At 63.7% G+C, this 12,934-nt stretch carries 16 protein-coding genes; 4 read left to right on the top strand and 12 right to left on the bottom strand.

Annotated elements, in window-relative coordinates; all coding sequences use genetic code 11:
• Positions 1–18: 18 nt before the first annotated feature.
• From IVB50_RS01155 to IVB50_RS01125, 7 genes are read right to left on the bottom strand one after another with little or no spacing between them, the layout of a single operon-like run.
• Positions 19–669, bottom strand: a complete 651-nt coding sequence (locus IVB50_RS01155) for an aspartate/glutamate racemase family protein (RefSeq protein WP_247294022.1) — start codon at positions 667–669, stop codon at positions 19–21.
• A gap of 8 nt (positions 670–677) precedes the next feature.
• Complete coding sequence (locus IVB50_RS01150) at positions 678–1,562, bottom strand: polysaccharide deacetylase (protein ID WP_018453746.1); 885 nt, start codon at positions 1,560–1,562, stop codon at positions 678–680.
• Positions 1,549–2,364, bottom strand: a complete 816-nt coding sequence (locus IVB50_RS01145; RefSeq protein ID WP_026232589.1) for an ABC transporter substrate-binding protein — start codon at positions 2,362–2,364, stop codon at positions 1,549–1,551. Before IVB50_RS01145 ends, IVB50_RS01150 begins: the two co-directional genes overlap by 14 nt.
• Before the next feature lie 14 nt (positions 2,365–2,378).
• A complete protein-coding gene (locus IVB50_RS01140; RefSeq protein WP_018453744.1) occupies positions 2,379–3,143 on the bottom strand; it encodes an amino acid ABC transporter ATP-binding protein in 765 nt (254 codons plus the stop codon).
• The gene (locus tag IVB50_RS01135; protein WP_018453743.1) at positions 3,140–3,997 is read right to left on the bottom strand and encodes an amino acid ABC transporter permease; all 858 of its coding nucleotides are present in this window, start codon (positions 3,995–3,997) and stop codon (positions 3,140–3,142) included. Before IVB50_RS01135 ends, IVB50_RS01140 begins: the two co-directional genes overlap by 4 nt.
• Positions 3,994–4,818 carry an ABC transporter substrate-binding protein gene (locus IVB50_RS01130; RefSeq protein WP_247294020.1) on the bottom strand — a complete coding sequence of 275 codons (825 nt, stop codon included), beginning with the start codon at positions 4,816–4,818 and terminating at the stop codon, positions 3,994–3,996. Before IVB50_RS01130 ends, IVB50_RS01135 begins: the two co-directional genes overlap by 4 nt.
• 35 nt (positions 4,819–4,853) lie before the next feature.
• Positions 4,854–5,810 carry an N-carbamoyl-D-amino-acid hydrolase gene (locus IVB50_RS01125; protein WP_083926347.1) on the bottom strand — a complete coding sequence of 319 codons (957 nt, stop codon included), beginning with the start codon at positions 5,808–5,810 and terminating at the stop codon, positions 4,854–4,856.
• Positions 5,811–5,961: 151 nt separating this feature from the next.
• Here IVB50_RS01125 and IVB50_RS01120 point away from each other — a divergent pair, with 151 nt between their 5' ends.
• Positions 5,962–6,888, top strand: coding sequence for a LysR family transcriptional regulator (locus tag IVB50_RS01120; protein ID WP_018453740.1), 927 nt, complete (start codon positions 5,962–5,964; stop codon positions 6,886–6,888).
• Between the two features lie 23 nt (positions 6,889–6,911).
• Positions 6,912–7,625, top strand: a complete 714-nt coding sequence (locus IVB50_RS01115; RefSeq protein WP_018453739.1) for a type 1 glutamine amidotransferase — start codon at positions 6,912–6,914, stop codon at positions 7,623–7,625.
• A gap of 207 nt (positions 7,626–7,832) precedes the next feature.
• Here the strand turns inward: IVB50_RS01115 and IVB50_RS01110 are convergent, their stop codons facing one another.
• The 3 genes from IVB50_RS01110 to IVB50_RS01100 form a co-directional block, all read right to left on the bottom strand.
• A complete protein-coding gene (locus tag IVB50_RS01110; RefSeq protein WP_018453738.1) occupies positions 7,833–8,300 on the bottom strand; it encodes a nuclear transport factor 2 family protein in 468 nt (155 codons plus the stop codon).
• Positions 8,301–8,377: 77 nt separating this feature from the next.
• A complete protein-coding gene (locus IVB50_RS01105; RefSeq protein ID WP_345946379.1) occupies positions 8,378–8,710 on the bottom strand; it encodes a thioesterase family protein in 333 nt (110 codons plus the stop codon).
• Between the two features lie 131 nt (positions 8,711–8,841).
• Positions 8,842–9,834 (bottom strand): LysR substrate-binding domain-containing protein, encoded by a 993-nt coding sequence (locus IVB50_RS01100; protein WP_247294089.1) that lies wholly within the window; start codon positions 9,832–9,834, stop codon positions 8,842–8,844.
• Between the two features lie 313 nt (positions 9,835–10,147).
• Here IVB50_RS01100 and IVB50_RS01095 point away from each other — a divergent pair, with 313 nt between their 5' ends.
• Positions 10,148–10,420, top strand: coding sequence for a DoxX family protein (locus tag IVB50_RS01095; protein WP_247294018.1), 273 nt, complete (start codon positions 10,148–10,150; stop codon positions 10,418–10,420).
• Positions 10,421–10,465: 45 nt separating this feature from the next.
• Positions 10,466–10,936: an NmrA family NAD(P)-binding protein gene (locus IVB50_RS01090; protein ID WP_345946377.1), complete on the top strand. Its 471-nt coding sequence runs from the start codon at positions 10,466–10,468 to the stop codon at positions 10,934–10,936.
• Between the two features lie 50 nt (positions 10,937–10,986).
• On the opposite strand, the gene IVB50_RS01085 is transcribed toward IVB50_RS01090, so the two are convergent.
• Together IVB50_RS01085 and IVB50_RS01080 are read right to left on the bottom strand one after the other, a co-directional pair.
• Positions 10,987–11,268: a sigma factor-like helix-turn-helix DNA-binding protein gene (locus IVB50_RS01085; RefSeq protein ID WP_247294006.1), complete on the bottom strand. Its 282-nt coding sequence runs from the start codon at positions 11,266–11,268 to the stop codon at positions 10,987–10,989.
• Between the two features lie 630 nt (positions 11,269–11,898).
• The coding region (locus IVB50_RS01080; RefSeq protein ID WP_247294004.1) for a thioesterase domain-containing protein at positions 11,899–12,934 on the bottom strand (1,036 nt) is incomplete at its 5' end.

The following is a 12,934-nucleotide window of genomic DNA, read 5'->3' as shown; positions in this document are numbered from 1 at the left end:
AGAGGCTCCTGAAGGATCTTACGTGTTCAACAAGACCGCGCCGATCGCAGCGGCCACCGCCTGCTGCGCCGGCTCGACCACGGGCACACCGATGGCATCCGCAATCGCCGCGCGGTGCGAGGCCATGCCGGCGCAGCCCATCACCACGACATCGGCACGGCATTGCGAGACCAGCGCGCGGCCGGCTTCAATCAACCGTCCCCGGATGTCCGCGCCTGCCGTCTCCGCCGCGCTCGCGCCGACCGACCAGCTTCCGGCATAGCGGCTGTCGATGCCCATCAGCCGCACCATCCGCTGCTGGCGGCGAATGCTCGACGGCGACAGCGCGATGACGCCAAATCGCTCGCCCAGCATCATTGCGCGAAAGATGCCGCACTCGGCGATGCCCATCACCGGGCGCCCGCCGGCCGCCTCGCGCACCGCATGCAGGCCGGGATCACTGAAGCAGGCGAGCACGAAGGCATCCGCATCGGCGCGCGACACACGGTTGACCAGCGGCATCACCATGCTGTCGGCGTCGCGTTGCGAGCTGATGCCCGGCGGCCCCCCGGCAAGGCCGACGACCTCGATTGCGGGTCCGCCGGCGATGCGTAGCGGCGCGACGGCGTCGTCGATCGCCGCCGTCACCGATGCGGAGGAGTTGGGGTTGATGACGAGGATACGGGTCATGGCGTGGCTCAACTTTTTCCGGCCTCGTGGCGCAGGAAGTTGGCCGCGATCTTCTCACCGGTCGTGATCCAGACATCCGGGCACGACTTTGCGTAGGTCAGGAATTCGCGCAGCAGGCGCAGCCGCATCGGTCGACCGCTGCATTGTGGATGCAGCACGGTCGTCACCATCGCGCCCCAGTCTCTGGTTTCGTCGAGCTCGTCCTTCCAGATCGAGAGCACATGCTCCTTGGGGAAAATCGAGCGCGGACTGAAGCGCGCGGACAGGCCGTGCATCCAGTCGTCATAGCTGGCGGTCACCGGCAGCTCGATCGTGCCCGGCTTGCCGTCGGCGAGACGATGGCGATAGGGCCGCACGTCGTCGCGGAACGAGGAGGTGTAGACGATGCCGTGGCGCACTAACGCCACCCGCAGTTCCTCGGTGAATTCGCCGTAGGGCGCGCGGTAGCCGGTCGGCCTGACGCCGAGCCGGCGCTTGAGCGCCTCGAACCCGCGCTCGAGCTCCTCCTCGATCCAGGGATCGCCGGGATCGGGCAACAGATGGTGATAGCCGTGGTGGCCGATCTCGTGACCGGCCTTGAGAATGGCCTCGGCCATCGCCGGATGCGCGTCGACCGACCATCCCGTGACGAAGAAGGTCGCCTTGAGATCGAGCTGTTCGAGCAGCTCCAGGAGCTTCGGCGTGCCGACGCGCGCCTCATAGCCGCCATAGCTCATGGTGATGAGCCGCTGGGCGTGCACCGCGTCCTTGCTGGTCCAGGCGCTCTCCGCGTCCACGTCGAACGACAGGAACATCGCCGAATTGTACGGCTTCGGCCAGGGGTATTCCGGTGCAGGATCCGCGGTGTTGGCCGGAACGAGCGGAATGCTCTGGAGTGCCTTACTGTCCAGCATTGATGGTCGCCTTTTCGAGTGCGTTGTCGGTCAGTTTCCACTTGGCGAGGAGCGTGCGATAGGTGCCATCCGCGATCAGTGCATCGACCGCCTCGAGCATGGCTTGCTGCAGCGCCTTTTCCTTGACCGGCAGAGCGATGCCGGTGAATTGCTGCGCGATGGGCTCGCCCACGGTCGCATAGGTGCCGGGCTCGAGGTCCATGATGTAGGGCAGCGTCTCGTTGCCCTGGGCGGCGGCATCGATGCGGCCCTGCCTGAGCTGGGTGCGGGCGTCGGCCGAGCCGTCGGTGCCGACGAACTGGATCGGATTGGTGCCGCAATTCTTCTCGCTCCAGGCCGCGATCTGCGCGGGGAACATGGTGCGGCGGCTGGCGCCGACCTTCTTGCCACAGAGCGCGGCTGCGTCCTTGAACTCCGCCTTGCGCGACTGCTGCACGAAGAACTGCGGGCCGCTGCGCAAATAATCGACGAAGGACGCGATCTCGTGCCGGCTGGCATAGTCCGTGAAGCCGGACAGGATGGCGTCCACCCGCCCGGTCGAGATCGACGGCATGAACTCGGCAAAGCTGGTCTCCTGCCACTCGATCTTGACGCCGAGCTTGCGGCCGATGGCCTCGCCGAGATCGATGTCGAAGCCGGACAACGCGTTGGTGGCGGGATCGCGGAACTCCATCGGTGGATAGTTCGGCACCAGCGCGACCTTGATGCTGCCGCGCTTGGCGATCTCCGCCGGCAGCTCGACTGCCATGACCGGAGCGCTCATGGCGCCAACGAGTGCCGCCGTAACCAGAAGTCTCTTCATCGATACGCCCCCATTCAGATCACTGCCGAAAGAAATGCCTTGGTACGCTCCTCGCGCGGCGCGCCCAACACATCGGATGCGCGCCCGTGCTCGATGATCGCGCCCTGGTCCATGTAGACGACGCGGTCGGCGGCCTCGCGCGCGAAGCCGAGTTCGTGCGTCACGACCATCATGCTCATGCCGCTCCGCGCCAGCTCCTTCATGACCGCCAAGACCTCGCCGACGAGCTCGGGATCGAGCGCGCTGGTCGGCTCGTCGAACAGCATCAGCATCGGCTTCATGGCAAGCGCGCGGGCAATCGCGACCCGCTGCTGCTGGCCGCCGGAGAGCTGGGCGGGATACGCGTCCGCTTTGGCCGACAATCCGACGCGCCGCAGCAGCTCGATCGCCTCAGCGCGCACCTCGTCGGATTTTCGGCCTTGAACCTGGAGCGGACCCTCTGTGATGTTTTCGAGCGCGGTCTTGTGCGGAAACAGGTTGAAGCGCTGGAACACCATGCCGGTTTTCAGCCGTTGCCGCCCGATTTCGCGCTCGCTGAGCCGATGCAGTCGTCCGCCCTGCTCGCGCACGCCCAGGAGCTCGCCGTCGAGCCAGATGCCGCCGCTGTCGATCGCCGCGAGCTGGTTGATGCAGCGGAGCAGTGTGGTCTTGCCCGAGCCGGAGGCGCCGATCAGACACATCACCTCGCCGGGCCAGACGTCGAGCGTGACGCTCTTGAGAGCCTGGAACTCGCCGAAATTCTTGGCGACGGAGCGAATCGCGACGAGGGGTCTTGTCATCGCGCGAGCCGCAATGTGCCGCGCGCAAAACGGCGTTCGAGCAGCATCTGGAGCGGCGTCAGGATTGAGACGACGAGCAGGTACCAGAGCCCGGCCACGATCAGGAGCTCGATCACGCGCGAATTGGCGTAGTAGATGTTTTCGGCGTTGTGCAGCAGTTCCGGATACTGGATGACGCTGGCGAGCGAGGTCGCCTTCACCATGCCGATGAACTCGTTGCCGAGCGGCGGGATCACCACCCGCATCGCCTGCGGCAGCACGATCCGGCGCAGCGCACGCAGGCGTCCCATGCCAATCGCCTGCGCGGCCTCATATTGCCCGATATCGACTGACAGCATGCCGGCGCGCATCACTTCCGAGGTATAGGCACCCTGGTTGATGCCGAGCCCGAGCAGCGCGGCAAGGAACGGCGTCATGACGTCGACGGCGCGCGCACTCCACAGGCCGGGAATGCCGATGGTCGGAAACACCAGCGCGAGATTGAACCACAGCAGCAGTTGCAGGATCAGCGGCGTGCCGCGGAACAACCAAGTGTAGCCGGCGGCAACGGTCTTCAGTACCGGGTTGGGCGACAGCCGCATGATCGCGACGACGACGCCAAGGAAGATACCGAGCGCCATCGCCAGCACCGCCATCACCATGGTGTTGACGATGCCCTCTATGATCACCTTTGCGGTCAGGAAGCGGCCGACATAAGACCATTCGATCTGGCCGCCCGCAAAAGCGCGCCCGATCAATGCAAGCACGAGGACGATCAGCGCCGCGCTGAGCCAGCGAAACCAGTGCGGCTCGCGCGCGACCCGCATTCCCGACAGATCGGGAAAACCCTCCGCGAGTGCCGGTGCCGGCTTCATTGCGGCGCCGCGTTCAGCATGGGCTGGGCGACCGCGTTGCCGCCAAGGCTCCATTTGTCGAGGACGGCCTTGTAGGAACCGTCGGCGATCATCGCGATGAGCTTCTCGGTCACCACTTCACGAAGCGCCGCATCGTCCTTGCGGAACATGATGCCCTGATAGCCTTTGGCAAAGGGCTCGCCGATCACGCGGTATTTGCCGGGTTCCTGCGTCTGCGCATAAGGCAGCGTCTCGCTGCCCTGTACGGCGGCGTCGATACGGCCCTGCTTGAGCTGGTTGCGAACGTCGATCGAGTTCTCGCCCGGCACGTACTGGATCGCCGGCTTGCCGGCCGGCTCGCAATTCTGCTTGCTCCACTTCTCGATCTCGACCGGGAAGCTGGTGCTGCGGGTGGTCCCGACCTTCTTGCCGCAGAGATCGGTCGCAGCCTTGGCTTCGTTCTCCGCCATCACGAAGAACTGCGGGCCGGTCCCGAGATAATCGACGAAATCTGCGGTCTCGCGCCGCGAGGCGCGATCGGAGATGCCGGAGATGATGAAGTCGGCGCGCCTGGTCTGGAGCGACGGGATCAATTCGGCGAACGGCGTCTCGCTCCAGACGATCTTCACGCCGAGGCGCTTGGCGAGCTCGTTCGCCAGATCGACGTCGAGCCCGACGAGCTCATTCGTTGCGGGATCGCGATATTCCATCGGCGCGTATGTCGAGTTGACCGTGAGCTTCAACGCGCCCGCCTGCTTGATCTCGGCCGGAAGCTCCGCCGCCTGCGCGGACGTGGCGGCCGTCAGCGCTGCGATGCCGAGGAAATACGAGAGGCGCGTCATATCGGCTCCTTTGCCAACGTTGCTGGAACGTCCTGTCAGTCCGCGTCGAGAACCGCGGGTTCGATGACGCCGGCGCGTTCGGTGATCACCCTGTATTGCTCCGGCCGCCGGTGCGCGGCGAAGTTGAACATCTTGTCCTTGCCCTGGCGGCAGAGGTCCAGATCGATATCGGCGACGATCACCTCGTCGGTCAGCGTTGCGGCCTGCGCGACGATGCGGCCATTGGGATCGACGATGCAGGAGCCGCCGATCAGCCCGGAGCCGTCCTCCTCGCCCGCCTTCGCCACCGAGATCGCCCAGGTCGCGTTCATATAGGCGTTGGCCTGCGTCACCAGCGTGGAGTGGAAGGTGCGCAAGGAGGCATCTTCCGTGCTACCGCCATTGGGATCATAGGCCGCCGAATTGTAGCCGATGCAGACAAGCTCGACGCCCTGCAGGCCAAGCACGCGCCAGGATTCCGGCCAGCGGCGATCGTTGCAGATCATCATGCCCATAATGGCGTGGGCCCAGGCCGAGCCGGCGCGGAAGGCCGGAAAGCCGAGGTCGCCATAGTCGAAATAGCGTTTCTCAAGCTGCTGGTAGCGCGCACCTTGTCGCGGCTCGACCGAGCCCGGCAGGTGCACCTTGCGATAGCGGCCGAGCAGCTCGCCGTCGCGGTCAACCAGGATGGCGCAATTGTAGCGGCGTCCATCCGGCGTCAGCTCGGCATAGCCAACATAGAAGCCGACGCGCAGCGCACGCGCACGGTCAAACAAGGCGGCGACGTTCGGGTTCGGCATTCCGCGTTCGAAATAATGGTCGAGCGCGTCGCCTTCGAGCAACCAGCGCGGAAAGAATGTGGTGAAGGCAAGCTCGGGAAACACCACGAGGCTGGCGCCGCGGCCGGCCGCCTCTTCCAGCAGCGCAAGCATCCGCGACAGCGTATGCTCGCGCGGATCGGCTTTTTGCGTCGGCCCCATCTGTGCGGCGGCAGCGCGAAGGACACGAACCAAGATTGCCTCCAATCTGTGCGCAGTGGCGCCTCAATGGGCGGATGAACCCTTTGATGCGACGTGCAAATCCGCGGCCATTACGCGGAAGCGGGGCTGCAAAATCAATTCGTTCTGCTATGATGTTTTGGCCCAGAGTATAATCGGCAGTGATATGAACCTGCGCCAGCTCGAGATTCTCCGCGCCGTCATCCGCCACCGCACCACGGTTGCGGCCGCCGACGAACTGGCGCTGTCGCAGCCTGCCGTCAGCAATGCGCTGAAGACGATGGAGGCGCAGGCGGGTTTTGCGCTGTTCGAGCGCGTCAACAACCGGCTGTTTCCGACCACGGAAGCGATGGCGCTCTACAAGGAGAGCGAGGCGATCTTCGCGCTGCACGCAAAGCTCGAGAACCGCGTTCGCGATCTGCGCGAGAACCGCTCCGGGCATCTCGCGCTGGTCGCGACGCCGCCGCTCGCCTACAGCATCATCCCCGCGGCGCTGTCAGGCTTCCTGCGCCGCCGCCCGGAGACGCGGGTGTTCTTCGACGTGCGGCGCTATGAGGGCATCATCGAAGGCGTGCTCAACCGCGTCGCCGAGCTCGGCTTCGCGCTCGGGCTGACACATCATCCGGGCATCGCCCATGAGGTGGTGCACACCGGCGAGATGGTCTGCGTGCTGCCGCCGCAGCACCCGCTCGCCGACCGGCCGGTGATCTCGGCAGCCGACCTGTCCGGCCTGCCCTTCATCGGGCTCGAGCGCGGCACGCGGCTTGGCGAGGCCGTGCGCGACAGTTTCGCACGCGCCGGCGCGCCGTTCCAGCCGACCGTCGAGGTGCGCTACTGCAACACGGCCTGCGTGCTCGCCGCCGCTGGCGTCGGCGCCGCGGTGGTCGATCCCTTCTCGCCACGGCAGAACGGCGGGACCGGCCTCGCCGTACGGCCGTTCGCGCCGACGACGCACGCCGTGGCCTATATGCTATGGTCGGAAGCCGAGCCGCTGTCGCGCCTGGCCAAGGCGTTTCTCAACGAGGTCCGGAAAGAGAGTGCGCTGCTGGAGCGCACAGCGCCACACCAACAACATGGGGCAGGAAGCGACTGAGCTTGACCTTTACCGGAGGGCACATGGCACGCATCACCATCATCGAGACCGGACAGGTCCCACAAAAATATTGCGAGCGCCACGGTTCATTCCCGGACATGTTCGAGCGCATGGTCCGCGCCGAGGATCCGACAGCTACGGTCGAAATCGTCAGCATCCCGAACGGCGATGCGCTGCCCGATCCGCGCAATTTGGAGGCGGTGCTGATCACCGGCGCGGCCGCCGGCGTCTATGACGGGCTCGACTGGATCGCGCCGCTGGAAGATTTCGTGCGCACGGCCTACGCCAACAGGACACCCATGGTCGGCGTCTGCTTCGGCCATCAGTTGATCGCGCAGGCGCTCGGCGGCACCGTGCGCAAGTCGGAGAAGGGCTGGGGCATCGGCCGGCACGTCTATCAGGTGCTGCCGGACAACGGCGTCGTTGACGGCGAAGCGGTCGCCATCGCCTGCTCGCATCAGGACCAGGTGATGGAGCCGCCCAACGATGCGCTGACGATCCTCTCCTCCGATTTCACCCCGCATGCCGGCCTGCTCTACGCCAACGGCGCGACGCTCACCCTGCAGCCGCATCCGGAGTTCGACGTGGAGTTTGCGCAAGTGTGCTGCGAGCTGCGCATCGGCAAGGCGCCGGAGGATGTCGTTGCCACCGCGAGGGAATCACTGGCGCAGCCGATGGATCACGCCAAGCTTGGTGGCGCGATTGCAAGGTTTCTGGCGAAGCGTACGGCAACGTAGTCCGCAGCTCTCGCCACGCAGACTCTTCCCTTCTCCCCTTGTGGGAGAAGGTGGCGCGAAGCGCCGGATGAGGGGTCTCTATCCGCGGATTCAATCGCGAGAGGTGCTCGCTGAGGGAGACCCCTCACCCGTCTCGCCGCTTCGCGGCGAGCCACCCTCTCCCACAAGGGGAGAGGGAAGAAAGCGACAAGCTCGTCTTGATAGGCCTCAGAACGGATCCGTCCCCAGCCCCACCACATCCGCAGGCCTCGGCCCCGGTGCCGGCCAGTGAAACCGCCGGTCCTTCTCCGCAATCGCGATGTCGTTGATCGAGGCCTCGCGGCGCCGCATCAGGCCGTGCTCGTCGAACTCCCACTGCTCGTTGCCGTAGGAGCGATACCACTGGCCGCTCGCATCGTGCCATTCGTACTGGAAGCGAACCGCGATGCGGTGTTCGTCAAACGCCCAGAGGTCCTTGATCAGGCGGTAGTCGTGCTCCTTCTCCCATTTGCGGGTGAGGAACGTGACGATGGCCTCGCGCCCCTGAAAAACCTCGGAGCGATTGCGCCAGCGGCTGTCCTCGGTATAGGCGAGCGAGACGCGCACCGGGTCGCGCGAATTCCAGGCATCCTCGGCCATGCGGGCCTTTTGCGCTGCGGTCTCACGGGTAAAGGGCGGGAGCGGCGGGCGCGACATGAGGGCCTCATCGGTTGGCGGGAGTGCAATCTATCGCCGCGCGCGGAGGAGTCGAGAGGCCGTCCGCTATCGCCCGATCACGAAATCAGATCAGCCTTCATCAAGGCGCGGATCGATTTCGGGATCGGCTGGGCACGTCCGCCGCTGATGAAGGCGACCTGCACCTCGGCTTTGACCAGCACGACTTCGCCGCGCCGCACCTCCTGCGCCAGCATGATGGAGGCGCCCTTCACGGCGACCGGCCAGGTCACGACATCGAGCACGTCGTCCATCCGGGCAGGCTTGAGGAAATCGAGATGCATCGAGCGCACCACGAAGGCGAAGCTTGCCTCTTCCGCCCCGGCCTGCTCGAACAATGCCTGCTGCTCGGCGCCCATCAGCCGCAGATGATTGGTCCGCCCGCGCTCCATGAAGCGCAGATAGTTGGCGTGATAGACGATGCCGGAAAACACTGGTTTGACGATGTCGCAACAGAAGCCCAGCGGGTTGGTTTCAATGGGTCGCTGGACGCTAAGGCGTGAATGAGCAGCAGATTATTTATCTATGCCCTTCCATCGCAAGCCGCAGCGCCTTCGGGATGCGCTGCGCTTTCTGTTGGACCGCCGGGCCGCCGACCGGCAGACATAATTTCAGAATGTTGATTTCGAGGGCCGGACGAAGATGTCCGTCTCGCTATTCCAGATACGGCGTCAGCACATCTTCGATCCATTTCATGAATGCGCGGACTCGACGCGACAGATCGCTCCGATGTGCTACGACGAGGGACACGGCGAGCGCCCGGCGACGAAAATCGGGTATGATCTCCACAAGCGCTCCACTCTCTAAGTATCGGCCAATCCCCAAGAGTGGCGCCTGAATCAGGCCAAGGCCGGCGAGGGCAGCGGCTTCGATAGGTCTGCGCGCTGTTGACGTGTAGCGCACCTGGCAACTGAAGCGTCGCGTAGCTGTCGCCGTCCGGATATTCCCATCCATAGGGTCTTGCGCCCAGCATCGTCGAAAAATGAATAGTCCGATGTTCCTGATGCCGGAGATCATCCAGCGATCGAGGGACGCCGTAGCGCGCCAGATAGGGGGGACTGGCAGCGTTGACCATGCGCAACAGGCCCAGTGGACGGGCAATCAGCGTCTCGTCCCCTATTGGTCCAAGCCGCAATACACAGTCGAACCCTTCTTGAACAAGATCGACTTGCCGATCCGTACTCGACACCTCCAGCTCCAACTCGGGGTGAGCCGCCATGAAATCCGGCAACGCCGGCACGATCGTTGTGCGCGCCACCTCGGTCGGAAGATCGACCCGCAAACGCCCGCGAAGTGCCACGCGATCGCCTGCGAACATGGAGTGCAGGTCATCGACTTCAGCAAGCAGATCGCGGGCACGCGCATGAAATGCGCGTCCGTCTTCCGTCAACTGAACGCTGCGCGTCGTCCGGTGCAGGAGCCTCACACCAACATCTTCTTCCAGCTTCCGGACCGCCGTTGAAGCCCTTCCCTTCTGAATGCCCAGGCTATCGGCTGCGCGGGTGAAGCTCCCCATTTCCGCTACCGTTATGAAAATGAGGATCGGTTCGAGATTCTGCATTTTCATGCCTCGGTATTGTTCACCGCAGGGAGAACAGTGAGTTCATTTCCTGGGTGTTTATCATACCTAAGAGACACAGTAAGTGAGCTCCGAATATGGGATCCCCCCATCGGAGAACGACAAGTGTCCCAAACTATGAACCTGCATCACGTGCCTGAAGCTATGATCTTGCATCGCAGCCTATGGGCCGGCCGGATAGTGAGCGCGTTTTATCGCTCTGGTGGCAGACGGCACTATTCAGCTTTTCGCGCCGTCACAGATCGCGAGCATGTTGCACGAAACCGGGTTCGCGATGGACCTGACCTGTGTCGTGGGTCCGATCATACTCGCCTGCGCCATCCTTTACGCCATCCCGGCCACCGCCGTCCTCGGCGCGATCCTAGTGACGGGCTTTTTGGGAGGTGCCATCTGCGCCCATGTCCGCATTGGTGAGTTGGGATCGCCGCCGGAAATCATTTTCCTGCTTCTGGGCGCGATGACATGGGGCGGCCTCTACGCGCGCGATCCCCGAATCCGGGCCATTCTGCCGCTCATCCGTTGAACCAACAGGGGCAGTGCTCTGTCCCTCAAGATCAGGAGAAAACGCATGTTCTTAGTAATGGGAATCACGGGAAAAGTGGGCGGCGCAACGGCAGAACATCTCTTGGCGCACGGCAAGGAGGTACGCGCGCTAGTCCGCAATCGCGAGAAGGGGTCAAGCTGGGCGAACCAGGGCGTGGAACTGGTTGACGGTGATTGGAATGATTCGGCAGCCATCGAGCGGGCGCTCAAAGGCGTCGAAGGCGCGTTTGTCATGTTGCCGGCTGTCTGGGCCCCCTCGCCCGATTACAAAGAAGCCAAGGGCGTGATTGCGAACTATGTCGAGGCGCTCACCCTTGCCGCGGAGAAATATCTCGACGGTCTTTTGGGTGATGCGGGCCTCACCCGTGAGCCCGTCAACCACCTCCATCGTGTGGCCGGAATAGTCGACGAACAGCTTCTCGCCGGCGACATGGACCTGGCGCAGGGTCGGCTTGAGGCGGCCGGCCCACTCCTTGTAGCGTTCGCAGAACCATGAGTAGCTGAAGCTGTCGGAGCTTGCGTCGCAATACTCCTCCCACAACAGCATCAGCGTGACGTTCGGGCGCCGCAGCTCGCGATGCACGAGCGCCCAATCCGGCTGCGGACGTTCCTCGCTGGGCCGATCAGAGGGGGTGGCGGATACAGGCGGTTCTCGAGCCGGACATCGTCATCCAGCTCTGGCCGCAACGGCCAGGTCAGGCCGGCGCGGCGGGCGCGGTTGAGGTACTTGCTGACCGTGCCTTGGGCCAAGCCGAGGCTGCGGGCAACGGCGCGTTGCGACATGCCGACACTGTAGTGCAGGCGTAGAGCTTCACGAATGTGGCGCATGGACAGTCTCTCTGGTCTCTCTGTCGGCATCTCGATCCTCTGCGGTTGGGCAAAAGACCAAGGTAGCCGGGTTGCAGACTGTCAGCGGTGCGCGCCTCCCCGTTGCCCCCGATCATGATCGCTGGAAATAGCGATCACGATCGGCTGGAAACGACGATCACGATGCTCTGGAATGGGTGATCACGATGGCCTGGAATCGGTGATCACGATCGGCTGGAACACGCAGTCAGGGGGCCGTTTTGATGATCCCCCCGGAAAAGGCGGTGCGATTCGAGATCATTCGGACGGCCGCCTAAGTCCACTTAAATCCCGTCGCGCGTCATCTTTGGCCGTCCGCCGCTAGCTTGCGCAGGTTTCCTCCATCGGACGCTCAGACCTGTCCCGGCCGGCCCTACCCGGCCGCTCCCCCCGTCAAAGTACGGGCGCAGATCGAGTTAGACGTGGAAAACGGCGCCGGGAGCATGCCCGGTCGGCGGCGGCGCGTGCAACATCGAGCGGAATCAGCAGCTCAGGTCGGTTACAGGCGAAATTCGTGCGAAGAGTGATCTTGCCCGCGACCTCGAAAGCCGGATCTCCTCCGGCACAGGGCCCAGGACCCGATCCGGCTCGTGACTGAGTCCGCCACGGCTTTTATTCAATGGCGGACGAATGGAGAACAGCGTCGGCGAACAGGCGATTTGAGAGGTCGTCCGCGAGGACAACTACGTTTGGATGCTTCAGAAGCGAGCGATGGTCGCCAGGAAGAGGCGGCGCTTCAATGACGCTATCGAAGACAGCGCGCCATGAAGTTGCTGTGTTGGCGGAGTTCTGATTGTAAGAGACGCCGAGCGCCGAAACCTTCTTGGGTACGTAGAGTCTGCCCGCGCGAATATGGCGAACGAACACTTGGAAGATTTCCTCAAGCGCGGGTGCACCAATTTTCCATGCACCCGAGAGGGCGAGAGCAAGCGCTGCGAAGTCAGCTGGCCGAATTTCGGTCGTTGCACCGTGTTGAGGCGACAATCCACCCTCCTCCGCAAGGAATATAAGGAATTCAGACCATTCCTGGTCCATGGAGAGACTGAGAGGCGCTTCTAGGACCGACGGATAGGCACTATCGATCATAGCCACAAAATCGACCCTCACGTGTGCGGAAATAAGTACCCCAGCGATGGCGTGGGCGAGCACACCACCAAAAGACCATCCGGCGAGCGTACAAGCCATGTCCGGTAGCACTGGAAGAATGGCCCGAGCATAGACTTCAGCTATCTCGTCAATCGAACGCACCCTCGCGAGTTCGTGACCGAAGTTTAGGGCATGAATACCATAGATGTTTTGCGTAGGTGGCAACGCCCGCACGAGGTCATCATAGATGCTCAGGCCTCCGCCACGCGCGTGACAGAGGATAAGCGGCCGACTCTTGGCGACTCGAAGAGAAATGAGTTGGCCCGCAGATTTTCGACCGTCCTTTGATCGCGAGCGCACTTTCTCGGCGCACTGGTCGAGGCGGGGACTCGCGATATGCGCGGAAAGTTCGAGGGTAAGACCCCGCCGCCGGAGTTGCTCAAGCACTTGCAGTGCCAGCAGTGAGTGCCCGCCCAGCTCGAAGAAGTTGTCGTGCCGGCCGACACGTTCCAGGCCCAGAAGCTCGGCCCAGATCTGCGCCAGCGCGATCTCGATCTCGCCC

The organism is Bradyrhizobium sp. 87, from assembly GCF_023073015.1.
GTDB classification, from domain to species: Bacteria; Pseudomonadota; Alphaproteobacteria; order Rhizobiales; family Xanthobacteraceae; genus Bradyrhizobium; species Bradyrhizobium canariense_D.
The sequence above is the reverse complement of the archived record's forward strand: the minus strand, read 5'-3'. Positions and strand labels throughout refer to the sequence as shown.